Source organism: Streptococcus mitis, assembly GCF_946188585.1.
In the GTDB taxonomy this organism is placed as follows: Bacteria; Bacillota; Bacilli; order Lactobacillales; family Streptococcaceae; genus Streptococcus; species Streptococcus mitis_DG.
This window is the reverse complement of the sequence record NZ_CAMHVI010000003.1, coordinates 170,277-193,394: the sequence shown is the minus strand read 5'-3', so window position 1 is coordinate 193,394 and position 23,118 is coordinate 170,277. Positions and strand designations below refer to the sequence as shown.

The 23,118-nt window shown below is 40.5% G+C and carries 18 protein-coding genes; all 18 read left to right on the top strand.

The annotated features are described in order from the left end of the window. Positions 1-40: 40 nt before the first annotated feature. The 18 genes from N8M66_RS05780 to N8M66_RS05695 all read left to right on the top strand — a co-directional run bounded on the left by N8M66_RS05780 (position 41) and on the right by N8M66_RS05695 (position 22,974). Complete coding sequence (locus tag N8M66_RS05780; RefSeq protein WP_070479450.1) at positions 41-1,405, top strand: amino acid permease; 1,365 nt, start codon at positions 41-43, stop codon at positions 1,403-1,405. 100 nt (positions 1,406-1,505) lie between these two features. Beyond that, a complete protein-coding gene (locus N8M66_RS05775; RefSeq protein ID WP_261046152.1) occupies positions 1,506-1,916 on the top strand; it encodes a GNAT family N-acetyltransferase in 411 nt (136 codons plus the stop codon). 330 nt (positions 1,917-2,246) lie between these two features. Next, on the top strand, positions 2,247-2,456 hold the full coding sequence (locus N8M66_RS05770) for a helix-turn-helix transcriptional regulator (RefSeq protein WP_261046150.1): 210 nt from the start codon (positions 2,247-2,249) through the stop codon (positions 2,454-2,456). After that, complete coding sequence (locus N8M66_RS05765) at positions 2,446-2,934, top strand: DUF6773 family protein (protein WP_261046148.1); 489 nt, start codon at positions 2,446-2,448, stop codon at positions 2,932-2,934. Before N8M66_RS05770 ends, N8M66_RS05765 begins: the two co-directional genes overlap by 11 nt. A 115-nt stretch (positions 2,935-3,049) precedes the next feature. Next, positions 3,050-4,510 (top strand): nicotinate phosphoribosyltransferase, encoded by a 1,461-nt coding sequence (locus N8M66_RS05760; protein ID WP_261046147.1) that lies wholly within the window; start codon positions 3,050-3,052, stop codon positions 4,508-4,510. Beyond that, positions 4,507-5,331, top strand: coding sequence for an ammonia-dependent NAD(+) synthetase (gene nadE / locus N8M66_RS05755; protein ID WP_261046145.1), 825 nt, complete (start codon positions 4,507-4,509; stop codon positions 5,329-5,331). Before N8M66_RS05760 ends, nadE begins: the two co-directional genes overlap by 4 nt. A 207-nt stretch (positions 5,332-5,538) precedes the next feature. Further along, the gene (locus tag N8M66_RS05750; RefSeq protein WP_261046143.1) at positions 5,539-6,087 is read left to right on the top strand and encodes a GNAT family N-acetyltransferase; all 549 of its coding nucleotides are present in this window, start codon (positions 5,539-5,541) and stop codon (positions 6,085-6,087) included. Between the two features lie 166 nt (positions 6,088-6,253). Continuing rightward, positions 6,254-6,964, top strand: coding sequence for a thiol-disulfide oxidoreductase-associated membrane protein CcdA2 (gene ccdA2, locus N8M66_RS05745; RefSeq protein WP_261046142.1), 711 nt, complete (start codon positions 6,254-6,256; stop codon positions 6,962-6,964). 13 nt (positions 6,965-6,977) lie between these two features. Continuing rightward, on the top strand, positions 6,978-7,541 hold the full coding sequence (locus N8M66_RS05740) for a redoxin family protein (protein WP_261046141.1): 564 nt from the start codon (positions 6,978-6,980) through the stop codon (positions 7,539-7,541). A 9-nt stretch (positions 7,542-7,550) separates the two neighbouring features. Then, positions 7,551-8,663 (top strand): peptide-methionine (R)-S-oxide reductase MsrB, encoded by a 1,113-nt coding sequence (gene msrB, locus N8M66_RS05735; RefSeq protein WP_020902213.1) that lies wholly within the window; start codon positions 7,551-7,553, stop codon positions 8,661-8,663. A 70-nt stretch (positions 8,664-8,733) separates the two neighbouring features. Further along, positions 8,734-9,471 carry a response regulator transcription factor gene (locus tag N8M66_RS05730; protein ID WP_004261873.1) on the top strand — a complete coding sequence of 246 codons (738 nt, stop codon included), beginning with the start codon at positions 8,734-8,736 and terminating at the stop codon, positions 9,469-9,471. After that, the gene (locus N8M66_RS05725; protein WP_120718626.1) at positions 9,468-11,159 is read left to right on the top strand and encodes a cache domain-containing sensor histidine kinase; all 1,692 of its coding nucleotides are present in this window, start codon (positions 9,468-9,470) and stop codon (positions 11,157-11,159) included. Before N8M66_RS05730 ends, N8M66_RS05725 begins: the two co-directional genes overlap by 4 nt. 114 nt (positions 11,160-11,273) lie before the next feature. Further along, positions 11,274-11,837, top strand: coding sequence for a TIGR01440 family protein (locus N8M66_RS05720; RefSeq protein WP_000659517.1), 564 nt, complete (start codon positions 11,274-11,276; stop codon positions 11,835-11,837). A 2-nt stretch (positions 11,838-11,839) separates the two neighbouring features. Beyond that, positions 11,840-17,737, top strand: a complete 5,898-nt coding sequence (locus tag N8M66_RS05715; protein WP_261046138.1) for a ZmpA/ZmpB/ZmpC family metallo-endopeptidase — start codon at positions 11,840-11,842, stop codon at positions 17,735-17,737. Positions 17,738-17,809: 72 nt separating this feature from the next. Next, positions 17,810-19,531, top strand: coding sequence for an aminodeoxychorismate synthase component I (gene pabB / locus N8M66_RS05710; protein WP_261046137.1), 1,722 nt, complete (start codon positions 17,810-17,812; stop codon positions 19,529-19,531). Beyond that, complete coding sequence (locus N8M66_RS05705) at positions 19,532-20,149, top strand: alpha/beta fold hydrolase (RefSeq protein WP_261046136.1); 618 nt, start codon at positions 19,532-19,534, stop codon at positions 20,147-20,149. Between the two features lie 49 nt (positions 20,150-20,198). Next, on the top strand, positions 20,199-21,008 hold the full coding sequence (locus tag N8M66_RS05700) for an N-acetylmuramoyl-L-alanine amidase family protein (protein ID WP_261046134.1): 810 nt from the start codon (positions 20,199-20,201) through the stop codon (positions 21,006-21,008). A 160-nt stretch (positions 21,009-21,168) separates the two neighbouring features. After that, positions 21,169-22,974 (top strand): Ltp family lipoprotein, encoded by a 1,806-nt coding sequence (locus N8M66_RS05695; protein ID WP_261046131.1) that lies wholly within the window; start codon positions 21,169-21,171, stop codon positions 22,972-22,974. The last annotated feature ends 144 nt before the right edge of the window (positions 22,975-23,118 follow it).

Genomic DNA, 23,118 nt, shown 5'->3' with positions numbered 1-23,118 from the left:
TCTTTGCTCCTTTTTAGGTTTAAAAAGAATTGGAGACTATATGAGTTCAAAGAAGAAAAAAAATAAGATGGAGCGTGGTCTGACTAATCGTCACGTGCAGGTTATGGCTATTGCTGGAACAATCGGAACAGGACTCTTTTTGGGAGCGGGTCGCTCTATCAGCCTAACAGGTCCTTCTATTGTACTGATTTATATGATTACTGGAGCTTTCATGTTCCTCATGATGCGTGCGGTTGGGGAAATGCTCTATCAGGATCCTGAGCAACATACCTTTATCAACTTTATCACGCGCCATTTAGGTAAGGGCTGGGGTTATTTCTCGGTCTGGTCTTACTGGCTATCCGTTGTCTTTATCGGTATGGCGGAAATCACAGCCATTTCTCACTATGTTCAGTTCTGGTTCCCTAGCTGGCCAAGTTGGATGATTGAGATTGGATTTTTGACCATTCTAGCCTTGGTCAATCTAATCGCGGTGAAGCTCTTTGGGGAAGTTGAGTTTTGGTTCGCTATGGTCAAGATTGTGGCTATTTTAGCCATGATTGCAACAGGAGTCTTTATGGTCTTGACAGGCTTTAAGACACCTCATGGAGTAGCAAGTTTGGCTAATATTGCCGACAATTTCTCCCTCTTCCCAAATGGTGGAGTGAACTTTGTCATGGCCTTCCAGATGGTTTTCTTTGCCTACCTCATGATTGAGTTTATCGGGGTAACGACTTCCGAAACAAAAAATCCACGCCAGGTCTTGCCAAAAGCCGTTAAGGAAATTCCTTTGCGTATCGCCTTTTTCTACGGTGGTGCCCTCTTAGCCATTATGGCTATCATTCCATGGCGTGAGCTTGCTTCTGCTGATTCTCCTTTTGTTACAGTATTTGAATTGGCCGGTATCAAGTGGGCGGCAGCCTTGATTAACTTCGTCGTTTTGACATCAGCAGCATCTGCTCTTAACTCAACCCTCTACTCAACAGGGCGTCATTTGTATCAGATTGCTCATGATTCGCCAAATCCATTCCTAAAAGCAATCAAGGCAGATACCCTTTCTCGCCACAACGTGCCACAAAATGCCATCATCGCTTCAGCAATCTTGATTGCCCTAGCGGCCTTTATCAATGTCTTGCCAGGTGTTTCGGATGCCTTTGCCTTGATTACGGCATCGTCATCAGGTGTTTATATCGCTATCTATATCTTGATCATGGTGGCCCACCTTAAGTATCGCAAGTCACCAGACTTTATGGCGGATGGCTATCTCATGCCCCATTATCGTTTCTTAAATCCTTTAACCATGCTCTTCTTTGCCTTTGTTTTTGTAACCCTCTTTTTACAAGAGTCTACCTTTGTAGGAGCAATCGGATCAGCTATCTGGATTATCGGTTTCGGGATTTATAGCCAGTGGAAATTTAGAAAATAAATCATGAACTCATCAGCTTAGGTTGATGGGTTTTTGCTAGTTTGACAGTCCATTGAAATAAGACTATAATCAAGCTGTATCAGTTTTCGAGGAGGTTTAGATGTACTTTAGATTGGAAAATGAAGAATCCCAGAAGGCGCAAGAAATTGGGAATTTGATTCGTGCTTATAACCGTTCCAAAAGAGAAGAGGCTGAAAGTGAGTCATTGAATCTTTATGTTGAAGATGAAGACGGTAATCTTATGGCTGGCTTGGTTGCTGAGACTTTCGGAAATTGGTTGGAAATCGAGTATTTGTTTGTGAAAAAGGAATTGCGAGGGCAAGGAATTGGCTCAAAACTATTGCAGCAGGTAGAAAGTGAAGCCAAGAATCGAAACTGTCGTTTTGCCTTTGTCAATACTTACCAGTTTCAAGCTCCAGATTTTTATAAAAGGCATGGCTACAAGGAAGTCTTTACCTTACAAGACTATCCCTACATTGGGCAAAGATATTATTACCAAAAGGATTTGTAAGGTGAATACGAAAGTATAAGGCAAAGAGGGGTTCTTGACATAAGTATGAAGGGGATTCTCGATAAATACCAGTTAAATCTACAAATTGTGTCTTTCTAGACGATATGGAGGACAATACAATGGCAGCTGAGACATTAGATGTGAAATCCTACGATGCTGTAGATGTTTTGAAAAAATTGAATAAGCAGAAACTCTCTATCATTTATGTGGTAGAGATTTTTTGTTAATAAAATATTACAAAATGACATTTATATATTGCATTTAGTTATATATATGATATAATAACGTTAAAAAGAGGCGCAACTTTTTAAAACTATAAGGAGGACGCAGGTGGCTAAAAATTTAAAATTAAAATTAGCTAGGGTTGAGCTTGATTTAACACAAGGTCAACTGGCAGATGCTGTTGGGGTGACGCGCCAGACTATTGGTTTGATAGAGGCGGGGAAATACAATCCCAGTCTTTCCCTCTGCCAGTCCATTTGCAGATGTTTAGGGAAAACACTAGACCAACTATTTTGGGAGGATGAAGATGGTAACTAAATTCATTCATTATCAATTACTTGACGAAAGAGAAGAACAACTAATCAATAAAGCTGGGGCAGAATCCTTTTCCCTCTTTATTGGGCTTGTTCTTCTAAGCTATTTGGTGGCTGTATTAGCTCCTTCTCTTTTTAATCCGAATTTTCTAGTCTATACTCTGATAGTAGGAATTTTCTTCTTTTTTAATCGTGCTCGTTATCTGGGAGTAACCTACTATAGTCGTTTTCATTTTACGATTTTGGGATGCTTACTAGTGACTCTTGCAATTACAGCCATCTTGATGCTCCAGAACTACCAGTTCAATATTGAGATTTATCAGCATAATCCTTTGAATGTTAAATACCTGTCTGCTTGGGTCATTACTTATATCATGTACCTTCCTTGGTTTTTTATTGGCAATCTCGGTCTAAAGAGTTATGGCGAATGGGCTCAGAAAAAGTTTGAACAAGACATGGATGAACTGGAGAGTGGAGAATAGCTTGTTACTCTTTTCTCAATCCAGCTAAAATGTGATATAATAGTACTAATTTATTGGAATACATGAAAGTTTTTGAAAAATTTCATGTGTTTCTAGTTAAGGAAGTAGGAAAAGTATGTATCCAGATGATAGTTTGACATTGCACACGGACTTGTACCAGATTAACATGATGCAGGTTTACTTTGACCAAGGGATTCACAATAAGAAGGCAGTTTTTGAGGTTTATTTCCGTCAACAGCCTTTTAAGAACGGCTATGCGGTTTTTGCTGGTTTGGAAAGAATTGTGAGTTATCTTGAAGACCTGCGTTTTTCAGATAGTGATATTGCCTATTTGGAGTCTCTGGGCTATCATGGGGCATTCTTGGATTACCTCCGCAATTTCAAGTTGGAGTTGACCGTTCGTTCTGCCCAAGAAGGGGACTTGGTCTTTGCTAATGAACCGATTGTGCAGGTGGAAGGTCCTCTAGCCCAATGTCAGTTGGTCGAAACGGCTCTTTTGAACATCGTCAATTACCAGACCTTGGTGGCTACTAAGGCAGCTCGTATTCGTTCGGTCATTGAGGATGAACCTTTGATGGAGTTTGGAACACGTCGGGCGCAAGAGATGGATGCGGCTATCTGGGGAACACGCGCAGCGGTGATTGGTGGTGCCAATGGAACCAGCAACGTGCGTGCTGGTAAACTCTTTGACATTCCTGTCTTGGGGACTCATGCCCATGCCTTGGTACAGGTTTATGGTAACGACTATGAGGCCTTCAAGGCTTACGCTGCGACCCACAAAAACTGTGTCTTTCTTGTGGATACTTATGACACCCTTCGCATCGGTGTGCCAGCTGCCATTCAGGTGGCGCGTGAGCTGGGTGACCAGATTAACTTTATGGGTGTGCGGATTGACTCTGGGGATATTGCCTATATTTCCAAGAAAGTCCGTCAGCAACTGGATGAGGCTGGATTTACAGAGGCTAAGATTTATGCTTCAAATGATCTAGATGAAAATACCATCCTCAACCTCAAGATGCAAAAGGCTAAGATTGATGTCTGGGGTGTGGGAACTAAGCTGATTACAGCTTATGACCAGCCTGCTCTTGGAGCAGTTTATAAGATTGTGGCCATCGAAGATGAAAATGGTAACATGCGCAACACCATCAAACTGTCTAATAATGCGGAAAAAGTGTCTACGCCAGGTAAGAAGCAGGTGTGGCGCATTACCAGTCGTGAAAAAGGCAAGTCAGAAGGTGACTACATCACTTATGATGGTGTGGATGTGAGCGACATGACAGAAATCAAGATGTTCCATCCGACTTATACTTACATCAAGAAGACCGTTCGTAATTTTGATGCTGTTCCTCTCTTGGTGGATATCTTCAAAGACGGGAAATTGATTTACAACCTGCCTAGCTTGACTGAGATTCAGGCTTATGCCCGTAAGGAATTTGACAAGCTTTGGGATGAGTACAAGCGCGTGCTCAATCCGCAACATTATCCAGTGGATTTGGCGCGTGATGTATGGCAAGACAAGATGGACTTGATTGACAAAATGCGCAAGGAAGCCCTTGGTGAAGGAGAAGAAGAATGAGTTTGCAAGAAACGATTATCCAAGAACTGGGTGTGAAACCAGTGATTGATGCTCAGGAAGAAATCCGTCGTTCTATTGATTTCTTAAAGAGATACCTGAAAAAACATCCCTTCCTAAAAACCTTTGTACTAGGGATTTCTGGGGGACAAGACTCAACCTTGGCAGGTCGCTTGGCCCAATTAGCTATGGAAGAACTGCGTGCAGAGACAGGAGATGACAGCTACAAATTTATCGCTGTCCGCCTGCCATACGGAGTACAAGCTGATGAAGCAGATGCTCAAAAGGCTCTAGCCTTTATCCAGCCAGATGTCAGCTTGGTAGTTAATATCAAGGAATCAGCTGACGCCATGACGGCAGCAGTTGAAGCAACAGGAAGCCCTGTTTCAGACTTCAACAAGGGAAATATCAAGGCACGTTGCCGTATGATTGCCCAATATGCCTTGGCTGGTGCCCATAGCGGAGCGGTCATTGGAACAGACCATGCTGCGGAAAATATCACAGGTTTCTTTACCAAGTTTGGTGACGGTGGTGCAGATATTTTACCACTTTTCCGTCTCAATAAACGTCAAGGAAAACAATTATTGAAGGAACTTGGTGCAGACCCAGCCCTTTATGAAAAGATCCCAACAGCAGACCTAGAAGAAGACAAACCTGGTCTAGCTGATGAAGTTGCACTTGGAGTTACCTATGAGGAGATTGACGACTACTTAGAAGGCAAAACAATCAGCCCAGAAGCCCAAATGACTATTGAAAACTGGTGGCACAAAGGCCAACACAAACGCCACCTACCAATCACCGTATTTGATGACTTTTGGGAGTAAAAACCTCCAGTGGAGGTTTTTACCCCGAGCATGGAAACAGGTAAGCGAGGAAGGTCCGGGGGACCTTTTTAGCTTCTTGCCTAGAAACTCGAGAGTAAGAATAACCTCCAGTGGAGGTTTTTACCCCGAGTCTAGAAAGGGGAAAACGAGGAGGTCCGGTGGATCTTTTTAGCTTATTGTCTTAAGCTTAGAAAGCGAGGTAGCGTCATGAAAGCAATCGGTACGCAAATATTACAGACAGATCGTTTAATCTTGCGAAGATTTGTGGAACGTGATGCAGAAGCCATGTTTCAGAATTGGGCTTCATCCGCTGAGAATCTGACCTATGTCACTTGGGATCCCCATCCTGATGTCGAGGTGACTCGGAACTCGATTCGAAAATGGGTTTTATCCTATGCTAATCCCAATTATTACAAATGGGCCATTTGTCTCAAAGAAAAACCAGAGAAAGTGGTAGGAGATATCAGTATCGTTAAGATAGATGAGGATGATTCAAGTTGTGAAATTGGCTATGTCTTAGGAAAAAACTATTGGGGTCGTGGTCTTATGACGGAGGCCTTGAAAGCTGTGTTATACTTCTGTTTTACTCAAGCAGGTTTTCAAAAGGTCAGAGCACGATATGCCAGTCTCAATCCAGCTTCTGGTCGCGTTATGGAGAAGGCTGGAATGTCCTATCTAAAAACTGTTGCAAATGGGGTGGGGAGAAAAGGCTATGTTGCAGACCTTATTTATTATCAGATAAGTATGGAAAACTAGTGAATTTTCTTTTCTGTTTCCATCAAAGTCAGACTTTGTCTGGCTTTTTTTGCAACATTTTTTACATAACCTGATTAAATTCCTATTTTTCCCTATCAATGTCCCTGTTTTTTCTTAGAGTTGGGAATTATAATAGACTTATCAAATCAAAGAATGGAGGAAGGCAATGGATAATATAATCTTTTTTATCAGTGTTTTTCTTGCTGGAATTCTTTCCTTCTTTTCTCCTTGTATTTTACCCTTGTTACCGGTTTATGCAGGTGTCTTGTTGGATGACAAAGATGGTGCTCAGGCTTCTAGCGGAAAATTGTCAATCTCAGTTGTTAGTCTATTGCGAACTCTGGCCTTTATAATAGGGATATCCTTTATCTTTATCTTACTGGGCTACGGAGCTGGTTTTTTAGGCAATTTGCTTTATGCTTCTTGGTTTCAGTATGTGACGGGTGCGGTTATAATTCTCTTTGGCTTGCACCAGATGGAAGTCTTACATTTGCAGGGGCTTTACAAGGAAAGAAGGCTACAATTAAAGAGACAGGGGCAAAAGGGTAAGGGCTATAGTCAGGCATTTTTACTGGGATTGACCTTTAGTTTTGCTTGGACGCCATGTGTGGGGCCGGTTCTAGGCTCTGTTTTGGCCTTGGCGGCTTCAGGTGGTTCAGGAGCTTGGCAGGGAGCTGGTCTCATGTTGGTTTACACGCTGGGCTTGGCACTACCATTTTTGGCTCTAGCTCTTGCCTCCAGCTATGTTTTGAAACATTTCCGAAAACTCCATCCTTATCTCGGAACCCTCAAAAAAGTGGGCGGTTTCCTCATTATCGTAATGGGAATCTTGGTGCTTTTGGGAAATGCTTCCATTTTGACTACATTATTTGAATAGAAAGGAAGAAGAAATGAAAAAATGGCAAACATGTCTCCTTGGAGTAGGCTCAATCTGTTGTTTGGCAGCCTGTTCGGCTAAAAACATGTCAGACCAATCTACTATGAAGGAGCAAACGAAAACAGAACAAGTCAGCTCGCAAACTGCCACCAAGGGTCAGGTAGTTGCTGATTTTGAATTGACAGGTGTAGACGGCAAGACATACCGCTTGTCTGATTACAAGGGCAAGAAAGTCTATCTCAAATTCTGGGCTTCTTGGTGTTCCATCTGTCTAGCCAGTCTTCCAGATACGGATGAAATTGCTAAGGATGCTGGAGACGACTACGTGGTCTTAACAGTGGTGTCTCCTGGTCACAAGGGAGAACAAGCGGAAGCTGACTTTAAGAACTGGTACAAGGGATTGGATTATAAAAATTTCCCAGTGCTAATTGATCCATCAGGCAAACTTTTGGAAAGTTATGGTGTCCGTTCGTACCCAACTCAAGCCTTTATAGACAAGGAAGGCAAACTGGTCAAAACGCAACCAGGTTTTATGGATAAGGATATGATTTTAAAAACATTGAAAGAAATGGGGTAGAAAAAGGCCATGAATGATAAAGTAAAATTGTTTGTCTTGGCAGGGATTTTTTTCCTAGCCATAACCGGTTTCTATTTTCTATTGATGCGAAATGCAGGGCAGACAGATAGCTCGCAAATTGAGAAAGCATCAGTTAGCCAAGGAGGAAAAACAGTGAAAAAAACAGAAGTGAGTAAAGACGCAGACTTGCATGAAATTTATCTAGCTGGAGGATGTTTCTGGGGAGTGGAGGAATACTTCTCACGCGTTCCCGGAGTGACAGATGCCGTTTCAGGCTATGCAAATGGTAGAGGGGAAACAACCAAGTACGAATTGATTAACCAAACTGGACATGCGGAAACCGTCCATGTGACTTACGACGCCAAGCAAATTTCCCTCAAGGAAATCTTGCTTCATTACTTCCGCATTATCAATCCAACCAGCAAAAATAAACAAGGGAATGACGTGGGTACCCAGTATCGTACCGGTGTTTATTACACAGATGACAAGGATTTGGAAGTAATCAACCAGATCTTTGATGAAGTTGCTAAGAAGTACGACCAACCTCTGGCAGTTGAAAAGGAGCCCTTGAAGAATTTTGTGGTGGCTGAGGATTATCACCAAGATTATCTCAAGAAAAATCCAAATGGCTACTGTCATATCAATGTTAATCAGGCGGCCTACCCCGTCATCGATGCCAGCAAATATCCCAAACCAAGTGATGAGGAATTGAAAAAGACCCTGTCACCTGAGGAGTATGCAGTTACTCAAAAAAATCAAACAGAACGAGCTTTTTCAAACCGCTACTGGGATAAATTTGAATCTGGTATCTATGTGGATGTAGCAACTGGTGAACCTCTCTTTTCATCAAAGGATAAGTTTGAGTCTGGTTGTGGCTGGCCTAGTTTTACCCAACCCATCAGTCCAGATGTTGCCACCTACAAGGAAGATAAGTCTTACAATATGACACGCATGGAAGTGCGAAGCCGAGTTGGAGATTCTCACCTTGGCCATGTCTTTACGGATGGACCTCAGGATAAGGGTGGCTTGCGCTACTGTATTAATAGTCTCTCTATCCGCTTTATTCCCAAAGACCAAATGGAAGAAAAAGGCTACGCTTATTTACTAGATTATGTCGATTAAGAGGGCTTTCCTAAGCAGTTAGGGGAGAATTTTGCTATACTGATACTAGTAAGTGACAAAGGAGAGAAGCATGACCTACACAATCTTAATCGTAGAAGATGAATATCTGGTAAGACAAGGTTTGACCAAGCTGGTCAATGTAGCAGCCTACGATATGGAAATCATCGGTCAGGCTGAAAATGGAAGGCAGGCTTGGGAATTGATTCAAAAGCAGGTGCCAGATATCATTTTAACTGATATCAACATGCCTCAGCTAAATGGCATCCAGTTGGCCAGTCTGGTCCGAGAAACCTATCCTCAGGTTCATTTGGTCTTTTTAACAGGCTACGATGATTTTGATTATGCTTTGTCTGCTGTCAAACTAGGTGTGGATGACTACCTGCTCAAGCCCTTTTCTCGTCAGGATATTGAGGAAATGTTGGGGAAAATCAAGCAAAAGTTGGATAAGGAAGAAAAGGAAGAGCAATTACAAGATTTATTGACCGATAAGTTTGAGGGAAATATGGCCCAGAAAATCCAGTCCCATCTGGCTGATAGCCAATTTAGTTTAAAGTCTTTGGCCAGTGACTTGGGCTTTAGTCCGACTTATCTGAGTTCTTTGATTAAGAAAGAGTTGGGCCTACCTTTTCAGGATTATTTGGTGCGAGAACGTGTCAAACAGGCCAAGCTCTTGCTTTTAACTACGGATCTGAAAATTTACGAGATTGCAGAGAAGGTTGGTTTTGAAGATATGAACTACTTTACCCAACGTTTTAAACAGATTGCAGGTGTGACACCTCGTCAGTTTAAGAAGGGGGAAGGTCGATGAAGCGTTCTTCACTCCTAGTTAGAATGGTTATTTCTATCTTTCTGGTCTTTCTCATTCTCCTAGCTCTGGTTGGGACTTTCTACTATCAATCTAGTTCTTCAGCCATTGAGGCTACCATTGAAGGCAATAGCCAAACGACTATCAGCCAGACTAGTCACTTTATCCATTCTTATATCAAAAAATTAGAAACCACCTCGACTAGCTTGACCCAGCAGGCGGACGTCCTAGCTTATGCTGAGAATCCCAGTCAAGACAAGGTCAAGGGAATCCGAAATCTGTTTTTGACTATCTTGAAGGCAGACCAGGACTTGAAAACTGTTGTTCTGGTCACCAAATCCGGTCAGGTCATTTCTACAGATGATAGTGTGCAGATGAAAACCTCCTCTGATATGATGGCTGAGGATTGGTACCAAAAGGCTATTCATCAGGGAGCTAAGCCCGTTTTGACACCAGCTCGTAAATCAGATAGTCAGTGGGTCATTTCTGTCACTCAAGAACTTGTTGATGCAAAGGGAGCCAATCTGGGTGTACTTCGTTTGGATATTTCTTATGAAACTCTGGAAGCCTATCTAAATCAACTCCAGTTGGGGCAGCAGGGCTTTGCCTTTATCATCAATGAAAACCATGAATTTGTTTATCATCCTCAACACACAGTTTATAGTTCGTCTAGCGAAATGGAGGCTATGAAACCCTACATTGAGACAGGGCAGGGCTATACTCCAGACCACCAATCCTATGTCAGTCAGGAAAGGATTGCTGGAACTGATTGGACGGTGCTTGGTGTGTCTTCGTTGGAGAAGTTAGACCAGGTTCGGAGTCAACTCATGTGGACCTTGCTTGGAGCCAGTGTCACATCTCTTCTTGCCTGTCTCTGCTTGGTGTGGCTTAGTCTTAAACGCTGGATTGCTCCTCTGAATGACTTGAGAGAAACCATGCTGGAGATTGCTTCTGGTAATCAGAATCTTCGTGCCAAGGAAACTGGTGCCCATGAACTGAGAGAAGTGACTCGTCAGTTCAATGCCATGTTGGATCAGATTGATCAGCTGATGACGGATATTCGCAGGCAGGAAGAGACGACCCGTCAGTACCAACTTCAAGCCCTATCGAGCCAGATTAACCCCCATTTCCTCTACAATACTTTGGACACCATCATCTGGATGGCTGAATTTCAGGATAGTCAGCGAGTGGTTCAGGTGACCAAGTCCTTGGCGACTTATTTCCGCCTAGCGCTCAATCAGGGTAAAGATTTGATTTGCCTGTCTGACGAAATTAACCATGTCCGCCAGTATCTCTTTATCCAGAAACAACGCTATGGGGATAAGCTGGAATACGAAATTAATGAAAATCCTGCCTTCGATAATCTAGTCTTGCCCAAGCTGGTGTTGCAACCTCTAGTAGAAAATGCTCTTTACCATGGCATCAAGGAAAAAGAAGGTCAGGGTCATATTAAAGTTTCTGTTCAGAAACAGGATTCAGGACTAGTCATCCGCATTGAGGATGATGGGGTTGGTTTCCAAGATGCTAGCGATAGTAGTCAAAGTCAACTCAAACGTGGGGGAGTTGGTCTTCAAAATGTTGATCAACGGCTCAAACTTCACTTTGGAGAAGATTACCAAATGAAGATTGATTCTATTCCCTCAAAAGGTACGACAGTTGAAATATACATAAATAGAATAGAAACTAGTTAACTCCCAGTCAATTCTGGGAGTTTTATGCGTAATTGGGCAAGCTTTCTAAGTTGTCTATCTTGCTAAAACGTAGAAAAAACGATATGATAGATAATGACAAAAGAGGTATCAAGTATGAAGGAAAAAGACATTCAAAGAGAAACAAGTCAGATTGTAAAAGATGTATTAGAAAAGGCCAATTTGAAGCAAGGATCCATCTTTGTTTTGGGCCTTTCTTCTAGTGAGGTGATAGGTGGTCAGATTGGCAAGGAATCCAGCCAAGAAATTGGGGAAATCATTGTGAAGACCATTCTAGACATCCTAGAGGAAAAAGGAATTCATCTAGCCGTTCAAGGTTGTGAACATGTCAATCGGGCCCTCGTTGTTGAACGTCAGGTTGCAGAGCAGTTTGGTCTGGAAATCGTCAGTGTCCTTCCTACTCTCCATGCAGGAGGTTCAGGTCAGTTGGCAGCCTTCAAGTTTATGCAAGATCCAGTTGAGGTTGAATTTATCAAGGCTCATGCTGGATTGGATATCGGAGACACTGCAATTGGTATGCATGTCAAGCATGTTCAGGTTCCGATTCGCCCTCTTTTGAGAGAAATTGGTCATGCCCATGTAACGGCTCTTGCTAGCCGTCCAAAATTAATTGGAGGTGCGCGTGCGCATTATCCACAAGATTCTATTAGAAAGTCATAAGAATGAGAAAAACAAAACAACAACTAGAAAAAATCACAAAATATTCGATTCGTAAGCTAACTGTTGGGGTAGGTCCTGTAGCTATCGGGGCCTTCCTTTTTGGTGCTAGTACCCTTTCAGTAGATAAGGTGCAAGCCAATGAAGTGGGTGGTGCTCATAGTGTTCATTACCGATATTTGGCGGAGCAGGAATTGACCGAGTCTGAAAAAGCCTTAATTCACCATGAAGTCCCTTCGGAGTTTCAAGAGGATGATATTATCTATGCAGTGTATCGAAAGAAAGTTAGTACCTACCAAGAACTTCCTTATACAGGGAGTAAAGAATTAGCCTTGGCTGGTATAGGGTTGGCTACGGCTTCTTTGGCTGTTTTATTAATCTCTAAAAAACATCGTGGTAAGGTGCTTGGTGTCTTATTAATTAGTTCGATTGGTGCAAGCAACTTTGTTCCTTTCACCACATTTGCGTTTGAAAATAAAGAATTGCTTTCTTATAACCAAACTATTTCAGCCTCTACACATGAAGGCTTGGCTGAAGGGATTATCCACATTGATGGCTATGAGTATATTGGATACTTCAAGGAAGCAGAACTCCATCCATCAAGACCAGCTTCAGCTGAACAGCCTCAGTTGCCAGTCGAAAAGCAAAGTTCAAAAGAAATCGAGAAGACAGAAGTAGTTCAAGAAAAACCAGTTTCTGAGAAACCTCAGTCAAGACTGGAAGAGAGCTTGGTAGATATTCCTTTTGAAACAGTCACAAGCCCAGATACCAATCTAGCAGAAGGACAGACTCGTATCGTCACAGCTGGAGTAAATGGTCAGCGTCGCATTGTAACCAAAGTATCGATGGTTAATGGTCAAGAAGTTAGAGAAGTCATCGAAGACCAAGTGGTTCAAAATCCTGTTTCGCAAGTCATTGCAGTCGGAACTAAGAAAGAAGAGCAACCTGCCCCAACTCCAGTACCACAAGCTGAACCAACGCATCAGGTAGCTAAAGGAACGCAAGAGGCAGGCAAAGCAGGTCAAGCCTTAACGCAACCAACCTTACCAGAGGCTCCAGTTGAAGCAAAAGGAACGCAAGAGGCAGGCAAAGCAGGTCAAGCTCTAACACAACCAGAACTACCAGAGGCTCCAGTTGAAGCAAAAGGAACCCAAGAGGCAGGCAAAGCAGGTCAAGCTCTAACACAACCAGAACTACCAGAGGCTCCAGTTGAAGCAAAAGGTACCCAAGAGGAAGGCAAAGCAGGTCAAGCTCTCACACAGCCAAAATTACCAGAAGCCCAAGTAGAAGTAAAAGGTACACAAGAGGAAGGTAAAGCAGGTCAAGCCCTTATACAAGAACAGTTACCTGAGTACAAAGTAACTGAGGGAGCGGTTACGAAAGAAACTACTACTGAGATTGACTATAAGACAGAAATTATCGAGGATCCAACCAAATATACGGATGAAGAAACTGTAGTTCAAGATGGAGAAAAGGGCAGTAAAATTACCAAAACGACTTATAAGACTCTCGAAGGTGTTGAGACTGACCAAGTTTTAAATACAACAACTACTGTTGTCAAAGAACCAGTCACTAAAAAAATAAGCCGTGGGACAAAACCAATTGAAGGAACTCTGGTGGAAGAAAGTCTTGAAAAGATTCCATTTAAGGAAGTTCTTAAAGAAGATGACCAACTGAAAAAGGGTGAAAGAGTTACTGTCCAAGAAGGAAAAGATGGGCAGAAAAAAGTTACCAAGACTTACAAAACTCTCAAAGGTTTAAAAACTGAAGAAGCACCTAAAATTGTGGAACAGGTTCTGGAGTTAGACCAAGATCGTATCGTCAAATTAGGAACTAAAAACTTTGAAAAACCAATCTTAAGTTTGTCACTTGTTGATGTTAATGATTTGAAACGATCATCTCAAATTCGTTATAATTTGGAAAATCCAAGTAAAGCAGCCATTAAATCTATCACTCTAACTCTGAAAAAGGGTGATGAAATTGTTAAAACTTTGAATGTTTCACCAGACGACTTGACAACGACCTTGACAGATTTGCAGTACTACAAGGATTATAAACTTGAAACGAAGATGGTTTATGACCGTGGTGAGGGTGATGAGGAAGAAGTTCTTAAAGAAGAACCGCTAAGAATTGACCTCAAAAAAGTTGAAATCAAAAACATCAAAGAAACAAGCTTGATGAGTGTGGATGCTGACGGTAATGAAACAGATACTAGTTTGCTGACAGAAAAACCAGCTGATGTTGCTCCACTCTACCTACGAGTTACAACTCACGACAACAAAGTTACAAGACTGGCTGTTGACAAGATTGAAGAAGTAGAAAAAGACGGAAAAACTTTATACAAAGTCACTGCCAAAGCACCTGATTTAGTTCAACACACAGATGTTTCTAAATTGGCAAACGAGTATGTTCATTATTTTGAAAAACAAAAAGCACACGATGGTGATGTATATTATAGCTTTAACGACCTAGTAACGGCTATGATAGCTAATCCAAGTGGTACCTTTAAACTTGGTGCAGATTTGAATGCAGCAAATGTACCAACTCCGAATAAACAATATGTACCTGGTAAATTTAGCGGAACTTTAACAAGTGTTGACGGTAAACAATATACCATTCATAATATGGCTCGTCAGTTATTCGATAACGTTGAAGGCGGTACAGTTAAAAACATTAACTTAGGTAATGTTAATATCAATATGCCTTGGATTGAAAATATTTCCGCACTATCAAGAGTAATTAAAAATGCCACAGTTGAAAATGTTAAGGTAACTGGTAGTATCCTTGGTAAAGATGGTATTGCTGGTATCGTAAATAAAGGAGATACTGGTGGACTTCTTAAAAATGTTGCTTTCATCGGTAAACTAACAGGTGTCGGTAATAAAGGTTGGGATCTTGGTGGTATCGCCGGAGAACTTTGGCGTGGTAATATTAAACATGCATACGTAGATGCTGATATTGTTGCAGATAGAGCACGTGTTGGTGGACTTGTCGCTAGAACCGATAACGGTTCTGATCCTAATGGTATTGATAAATACGCTTCTGTTCGTAACGCTGTTACTAAAGGAACTATTGATGTGAAGAACCCTGTTGAGGTAGGTGGTTTCATTAGTAAGAACTGGACATGGGGACGTGTTGCTGACACAGTTTCAATGATGAAAGTCAAAAACGGTGAAGAATTCTACGGTTCTAGAGATTTAGAAGCAGAAGGTGGATATTACACAAAAAACTGGATTGAAAGAAACTACGTTGTTAAAGATGTGAGTGAAGGTTCTCACTCATTTAACGGTTCTCGTAGTAATCGAATCCAAGAAATCAGCCTAGAAGATGCAAATAAAAAAATAGAATCATTCGGAATTACAGCTGATAAGTTTGAAATTAAACCTCTTGTTGAAGATGCACTTAATAACGTAAAACCAAAAACAGATACTTATAAAGATACTCAAGATTATGACGCATCTCGCGAACTTGCTTATCGTAACATCGAAAAACTTCAACCATTCTACAATAAAGAATGGATTGTAAACCAAGGTAACAAGATTCCAGCTGGTTCTAAATTATTAACTACAGAGGTGTTATCTGTTACAGGTATGAAAGATGGTCAATTTGTGACTGATTTATCAAATGCAGATCACACCATGATCCATTACGCTGATAAGACGAAAGAAATTAAAGCTATTACACAAAAAGAATCTAAAGTTCAACAAGTTCGTGAATATAGTATTGAAGGATTGGGTGATATTGTCTATACACCAAATATGGTTGTTAAAGATAGGACACAATTGATCAGCGATATCAAAGCTAAATTAGCTTCTGTTGAACTTGATTCAGATGAAGTTCGTAAGATTAATAACAATCCTAAGATGTTATACATGGAAGAAAGCTTCAAAGAAGTAAAAGATAATCTTGATGCTTTAGTTAAAGCTTTAGTTGAAAATGAAGACCATCAATTAAATACGGACGAAGCAGCTAAACGTGCATTGATTAAAAAAGTTGAAGATAACAAAGCTAAAATCATGTTAGCTCTGGCTTACTTAAACCAATACTATGGAATTAAATTTGACGGATTAAATATCAAAAATATGATGACCTTCAAACCGGATTTCTACGGTAAGAACGTTAACGTACTTGATAGATTAATCAGCTTCGCTTCAAATGGTAACAACCTAAAAGGTGATCAATCACACGATGCATTTAACAGAGCTCTTGCAAGTGCTACTGGTAAAGCTAACTTACACGAATTCCTGAAGTACAACATGGAATTATTCACTAGTGAAACAGATATGAATACTTGGTTCAAGAACAACATTGCAGACAACGCTTATGTTGTTGAGAAACAATCATCAAATCCTGATTTTGCGAATAAGAAACATAAATTGTATGAAGTAATTAATAATGGACATCACGGACGTTATATTCTACCACTTCTGAATTTGAAGAAAGCGCATATGATTTTAATTACGACCTATAATACCATTGCCTTTAGTTCATTTGAGAAATATGGTAAGAACACAGCAGAAGAACGTGAAGCGTTCAAGAAGCAAGTTGATTTACGTGCACAAGAACAAATCAATTATTTAGACTTCTGGTCAAGACTTGCTGCAGATAATGTACGAAATAATCTTCTTAAGAGTGAAAATATGGTACCATCTGCAATTTGGGATAACCATGATGTACCAGGTTTGGGATGGGTTGACCGTATGGGACATACGAAGAAAGGCGATTTTGCTCCAATTCGTGAATTCTATGGTCCGACTGATAAGTGGCATGGATACAATGGAATGGGCGCATACGCTTATATCTTCCAAAATCCACAACCACAAGAGGCTGTATATTACATCATCTCAAGCATGATTAGTGATTTTGGTACATCTGCATTCACTCACGAAACAACTCACATCAATGACCGTATGGCCTACTTAGGAACATGGCGTCACCGTGAAGGAACAGATGTTGAAGCCTTTGCTCAAGGTATGTTACAATCACCATCAGTTTCAAATCCAAATGGTGAATATGGTGCCTTAGGATTAAACATGGCTTACGAACGTCAAAATGATGGAAATCAAATTTACAACTATAATCCGAATGTGTTAAATAGTCGTGAGAAAATCGATCACTACATGAAGAATTACAATGAATCCATGATGATGCTTGATTACTTAGAAGCTGAGTCTGTCATCAAGAAAAATACTGGAACAAATGATAAGTGGTTCAAGAAGATCGATAAGAAATATCGTGAAAAAGCGGATCGCAATGGCTTAGTTGGTGAACCACACCAATGGGATTTAGTTCGTGATTTGAATGATGACGAAAAGAATACGAAGCTGACAAGTATTGATCAACTGGTTGATGGAAACTTTGCAACGAAACATGGATTACCAGGAAATGGTCATTACCGTACTGAAGGATTTGATTCTGCTTATACTGTAGTAAATATGATGACAGGTATTTATGGTGGTAATACAAGTAAGAGTGCGGTTGGTTCAATCTCATTCAAACATAATACCTTCCGTATGTGGGGTTACTTCGGTTACCTAGACGGGTTCTTAGGTTATGCATCAAACAAATACAAGCAAGAATCTAAAGCTGCTGGTAATGTAGGTCTTGGTGATGACTTTATTATTAATAAAGTTTCTAACGGCAAATTCCAAAGCTTAGAAGCATGGAAGAAAGCATGGTATCATGAAGTACACGAAAAAGCCCAAAGAGGTTTTGTTGAAATTGAAATTGATGGTCAAAAGATTTCAACTTACGCACAACTTCAGACCTTATTTGATGCAGCGGTCGAAAAAGACCTTCAAGGTAATGATTTCAAGAATACTGTAGATCTTAAATGGAAGGTTTACAAACAACTCTTGCAAAAATCAGATGGATTTGCTGGTGATTTATTCACTAAAGCATAATCAATAGTAAGAAAATAATAAAAAGGTAGATCAGCTTTGTCTGAATCTGCCTTTTTATGCTATACTTGAAATATGCATAGAAAAACAGTGATTGATTTTAGGGCTTTGGGGGAGAGATACACCTTTACCCAGCCGATTAAAGAGTTGAAAACGAGAAATGTAGCAGAAGTGGTAGATTTGCTGGCACAAGTGGAGAGCTACCAAGAGCAAGGCTATTATGTGGTGGGCTATGTCAGCTACGAGGCTGCACCTGCTTTTGAGGAGAAATTGGCAGTTCATAAATCTCCTTTACTGGACGAGTATTTGCTTTACTTTACTGTTCACGATAAGGTAGAGACCTCCCCTATTCCTCTGACTTATGATGAGGTTGATTTGCCTTCAAATTGGCAGGAAGTAACGTCTGCAGAGGATTATGAAAAGGCGATTGCCCAGATTCATCATCATTTGCGGCAGGGGGACACCTACCAGGTAAACTACACCGTACAACTAAAACAAGACTTAAGTGCAAATCCTTTTGCCATCTACAATCGTATGGTAGTAGAGCAGGAGGCGGGCTACAATGCTTATGTTGAACATGACGAGATGGCAGTGATTTCCATGAGCCCAGAGCTCTTTTTTGAGCAAAATGGCCGTGAATTGACTACACGACCAATGAAGGGAACGACTCAGCGTGGAGTGACTGACCAAGAAGATCTTGAACAGGCTAGTTGGTTGGAGCAGGATCCTAAAAATCGCTCTGAAAATATGATGATTGTGGACCTCTTACGCAATGATATGAACCGTATTTCTGAGGTGGGGAGTGAGCATGTGGAGCGTCTCTGCCAAGTGGAACAGTATTCAACTGTTTGGCAGATGACTTCAACCATCAAGAGTCAGTTGCGAGAGGATGTTGACCTTGTTGAAATCTTCCGTTCTCTCTTTCCTTGCGGATCCATAACGGGTGCACCCAAAATTGCAACTATGGAAATCATTAAGAACTTGGAGCCACAACCGCGTGGAGTCTACTGTGGAACCGTTGGTCTCCTGCTTCCAAGTGGGCGCCGGATTTTTAATGTTGCTATCCGGACTATTCAACTGTATCAAGGGAAAGCTATCTATGGAGTTGGCGGAGGCATTACATGGGATAGCACTTGGGAATCTGAATATCGAGAGGTTCATCAAAAGGCGGCAGTCCTTTATCGCAAACAAGCTTGCTTCCAATTAATTTCAACTGGAAAAATCAGCCAAAAACAACTGCTGTTTGAAGAACAACATCTGGAAAGACTGAGAAAAGCAAGTCGATATTTTGCATATCCTTTTGATGCAGAAGACTTGAAACAAAAGATAGAGGCGGAGTGTCAGGCTTGTGACGCTAGTCAAGATTACCGCTTGCGAATTAGCCTTAGCAAATCTGGAGAGATTGAACTCAGTCGCCAAGTATTAACCCCTCTTAGTCCAAGTTTTTGTCAGGCCAAACTTTTTCTGCAAGAAGCGGATTTGAATCAATCATTTACCTACTTCAAAACAAACCACCGACCTCACTTGAGCCTAGGGAAACAAGAGAAGATATACCACAATAAGTCTGGAGAACTTCTTGAAACCTCTATTGGAAATTTGGTTCTGAAAATCGATGAGAAACTCTACACACCGCCTATCCGACTTGGAATCTTGCCAGGAATTTATCGTCAGCATTTGCTGGAAACAGGAGAGGTAGAAGAGAAAGTCTTGACCATAGAAGATTTGAAGGGAGCAGAAGCTATCTATGGCTGTAACGCGGTGAGGGGCTTGTATGAGTTGTTAGTAAGGGAGAACTAAATGAAATTAATATTTTTACATGGCCTAGGTCAGTCAGCAGATAGTTGGAAAGAAGTGCAAGAGTTGCTTGTAGATTATCCTTCTGAAGCCCTAGAGTTATTTCCTTCCGGAGTTGCTACCTATCAAGAAGCTAAGGAGCGCATTTATCAGCACTTGTCAGAGGAGACAGAACCTTTTGTCCTAATCGGTTTGTCCTTAGGAGCTGCACTTGCATTAGAGCTGTCAAGTTACGATTTGCCAAATCTTCAGGCCTTGGTTTTGTCAGGCTGTCCATTGAAACTGGCGGGCAATATCCTTTTTTACATTCAGTTGCTGATTTTTAAACTACTTCCCAAAAGGGTATTTGAAAAACAGGGAGCAGACAAATCTCTTATGGTCGGAGTTTCTGAGGAATTGAAGACACTTGATTTAACTGCTATAGCAGGGAGTTGTCCTTATCCAACCTTACTAATTTGTGGTAGCAAAGATAAACCGAATCTTAGTTCTATGAAAGCTCTCCACATATTGTTGACAAATTCGCAGTTTCAGATCATCCCTGACGGTCCTCATGTCTTGAATGGAGCCAAACCAAAAGAGTTTGCAGCAATAACTAGAAGTTTTCTTGAATTGCTGAAATAAGTTTGATAAAACAACATTAAAAACGATATTATAATTATGGGAGAAAGAAATGAACAAACGTCTATTTTTAAAAATGAGTCTGGCTACCTTGCCAGTTTTAGCCTTGTTTTCACAGCCTGTGTTAGCGGAAGAAAACATTCATTTTTCTAGCTGTAAGGAAGCTTGGGCGAATGGATATGCGGATATTCATGAGGGAGAACCTGGTTATTCTGCTAAGTTAGACCGCGATCATGATGGTGTAGCTTGCGAATTGAAGAATGCTCCTAAGGGTGCTTTCAAAGCAAAACAATCAGTGGCGGCTCAAAGCAATACAAGTTCAGCAACAACAAGTGGCTGGGTTAAGCAGGACGGTTCTTGGTACTATTTTGATGGAAATGGAAATCCAGTGAAAAATGTATGGCAGGGAAGCTATTACCTGAAAGCTGATGGTAAAATGGCAAATAGTGAATGGATTTATGACTCTTCTTATCAAGCTTGGTATTATTTGAAATCAGATGGTTCTTATGCAAAGAATGCATGGCAAGGAGCTTACTACCTTAAATCAAATGGTAAGATGGCTAAAGGTGAGTGGGTCTACGATAGTAGCTACAAATCATACTACTACTTGACATCAGAAGGCAGTTACGCTCGTAACACTTGGTCAGGTAATTATTATCTCAAATCAGATGGTAAGATGGCTAAAGGTGAGTGGATATATGATAGTAACTATAAATCATATTACTACTTGACATCAGAAGGAAGTTATGCTCGTAACACTTGGGTAGGAAATTACTATCTTAAATCAAACGGTAAAATGGCTGTTAATGAACGTACACCAGATGGTTATCGTGTAGATGGTTCAGGTAAATGGGTTAAATAAGAAATTAAAAAATAGGATAATAGGTAATATCAGATGAGCATGTCTTTTGTGTTGCACTTCATTTTAAAATAGGGTTTTCATAAATAGTTATTATTTGAATGTAAAAAAAATTAAGTATATGATATACTATAAGTGTAAATCATAAGAAAAGGAGATTTTTATGAGAAAATCAAAAAAATTTTTGGTTACAAGTTTAGCAGCAACTACTCTTGCACTTGTTTCTTTTTCAGATACAATGGGGGTGTTGCCTTTCTCGCCTCAGAAAGTATCTGCTCAAGAAAAGGATTCGTCTAAAAATGGTAAGATTGTAAAAGAGAATACAAAACCCGCACCAAAACCTGCGCCGAAGCCGGCACCAAAACCCGCGCCGAAGCCGGCACCAAAACCCGCGCTGAAGCCGGCACCAAAACCGACTGAAAAAGCTAAAGAAACAACTCCTAAACAGGATAAATCAAAATCTAAAGCTCAGTCTGGCTGGGTAGGGTCTTCGTACTATGAAAATGGTGCTAAAGTTACTAATAAGTGGATTTTTGATAAAAAGGTTAACTCCTACTTCTATTTAAATGCATCGGGAAATTATGTCCAAAATGCCTGGGTCGGTAATTACTATCTAAAATCTGATGGTAAGAGAGCTAAGAATGAATGGATTTATGATAAGAAATCGAATTCATATTTTTATCTAACATCAGAAGGAAGTTCAGCTCGTAACACTTGGGTAGGAAATTACTACCTCAAATCTGATGGCAAGATGGCCAAGAATGAATGGATTTATGACAAAAACTACGGTTCATATTATTATCTAACAGGAGAAGGAAGCTACGCACGTAACAAATGGGTCGGTAATTACTATCTAAAATCAAACGGTAAGATGGCCAAAAATGAGTGGGTAGATGGTGGTAATTATTATGTTGATTCTGACGGAAAAATAGTTAAAAGTGACTGGATTTATGATAAAAACTATGGTTCATATTATTATCTAACATCAGAAGGCACCTATGCTCGCAACAAATGGATAGGAAATTACTATCTTAAATCAGACGGTAAGATGGCCAAGAATGAATGGGTAGATGGTGGCCGTTATTATGTTGAATCAGATGGTAAAATGGCTAGTAACAAATGGGTAGATGGTGGTCGTTATTATGTAGGATACGATGGTGTGTGGCAACCAAAACCAGCAGCCAGGAATCCATACTCAGCAGCTTTAAAGCAAGCACAAGGTTATAACAGCATTCATTTGTCAAAAAAAAGAATTTATGAGATGTTAATTTCTGAAGGTTTTAATAGTGACACTGCACAATATGCTATCAATCATTTGCAAGCAGACTATAAGGCGAATGCCTTGGCTCAAGCAAGAATGCATTTAAAATATGGTACTTCATCTAAATCAGAAATATATAGAAAGCTGACCTCTCCGAAAATTGATAAATTTACGGAAGAAGAAGCTAACTATGCTATTCAAAAACTTAATCTACCATCAGAAGGTAGCTATGCTCGCAATAAATGGGTAGGAGTTTATTATTATAAATCAGATGGTAAGATGGCAAAAAATGAATGGGTAGATGGCGGTCGTTACTATGTTGATTCTGAAGGCAAAATGGTAATAGGTAAATGGGTTGATGGTGGCCGTTACTATGTAGGATACGATGGTGTGTGGCAACCAAAACCAACAGACGGGAATCCATACTCAGCAGTTTTAAAGGAAGCACAAGGTTATAACAGCATTCATTTGTCAAAAAAAAGAATTTATGAGATGTTAATTTCTGAAGGTTTTAATAGTGACACTGCACAATATGCTATCAATCATTTGCAAGCAGACTATAAGTCGAATGCCTTAGCTAAAGCAAGAGAATATCGAAAGAATACCCATTTATCAAAGACAGAAATTTATAACAGGCTAACTAATCCTTGGATTGGAAAATTTACAAAAGAAGAAGCTAATTATGCCATTCAACATCTTGACGACTAATTATTTAGAATAACTATTTTAACACTGATTGACAAGTCAAGTACAACAAAGTTGTTCCTCTGATTAAGAGAGTATCTTTCAAGCTGTTTGAGTGAGCTCAAACAGCTTTTTTGCCGACTATAGCCAAGTGCAAAATAGAAGGTT

What these genes read in the sequence shown, in the direction of transcription:
- N8M66_RS05780 (WP_070479450.1), top strand. Translation starts at nt 41, where the DNA reads ATGAGTTCAAAGAAGAAAAAAAATAAGATGGAGCGTGGTCTGACTAAT.
- N8M66_RS05775 (WP_261046152.1), top strand. Translation starts at nt 1,506, where the DNA reads ATGTACTTTAGATTGGAAAATGAAGAATCCCAGAAGGCGCAAGAAATT.
- N8M66_RS05765 (WP_261046148.1), top strand. Translation starts at nt 2,446, where the DNA reads ATGGTAACTAAATTCATTCATTATCAATTACTTGACGAAAGAGAAGAA.
- N8M66_RS05760 (WP_261046147.1), top strand. Translation starts at nt 3,050, where the DNA reads ATGTATCCAGATGATAGTTTGACATTGCACACGGACTTGTACCAGATT.
- nadE (WP_261046145.1), top strand. Translation starts at nt 4,507, where the DNA reads ATGAGTTTGCAAGAAACGATTATCCAAGAACTGGGTGTGAAACCAGTG.
- N8M66_RS05750 (WP_261046143.1), top strand. Translation starts at nt 5,539, where the DNA reads ATGAAAGCAATCGGTACGCAAATATTACAGACAGATCGTTTAATCTTG.
- ccdA2 (WP_261046142.1), top strand. Translation starts at nt 6,254, where the DNA reads ATGGATAATATAATCTTTTTTATCAGTGTTTTTCTTGCTGGAATTCTT.
- N8M66_RS05740 (WP_261046141.1), top strand. Translation starts at nt 6,978, where the DNA reads ATGAAAAAATGGCAAACATGTCTCCTTGGAGTAGGCTCAATCTGTTGT.
- msrB (WP_020902213.1), top strand. Translation starts at nt 7,551, where the DNA reads ATGAATGATAAAGTAAAATTGTTTGTCTTGGCAGGGATTTTTTTCCTA.
- N8M66_RS05730 (WP_004261873.1), top strand. Translation starts at nt 8,734, where the DNA reads ATGACCTACACAATCTTAATCGTAGAAGATGAATATCTGGTAAGACAA.
- N8M66_RS05725 (WP_120718626.1), top strand. Translation starts at nt 9,468, where the DNA reads ATGAAGCGTTCTTCACTCCTAGTTAGAATGGTTATTTCTATCTTTCTG.
- N8M66_RS05720 (WP_000659517.1), top strand. Translation starts at nt 11,274, where the DNA reads ATGAAGGAAAAAGACATTCAAAGAGAAACAAGTCAGATTGTAAAAGAT.
- N8M66_RS05715 (WP_261046138.1), top strand. Translation starts at nt 11,840, where the DNA reads ATGAGAAAAACAAAACAACAACTAGAAAAAATCACAAAATATTCGATT.
- pabB (WP_261046137.1), top strand. Translation starts at nt 17,810, where the DNA reads ATGCATAGAAAAACAGTGATTGATTTTAGGGCTTTGGGGGAGAGATAC.
- N8M66_RS05705 (WP_261046136.1), top strand. Translation starts at nt 19,532, where the DNA reads ATGAAATTAATATTTTTACATGGCCTAGGTCAGTCAGCAGATAGTTGG.
- N8M66_RS05700 (WP_261046134.1), top strand. Translation starts at nt 20,199, where the DNA reads ATGAACAAACGTCTATTTTTAAAAATGAGTCTGGCTACCTTGCCAGTT.
- N8M66_RS05695 (WP_261046131.1), top strand. Translation starts at nt 21,169, where the DNA reads ATGAGAAAATCAAAAAAATTTTTGGTTACAAGTTTAGCAGCAACTACT.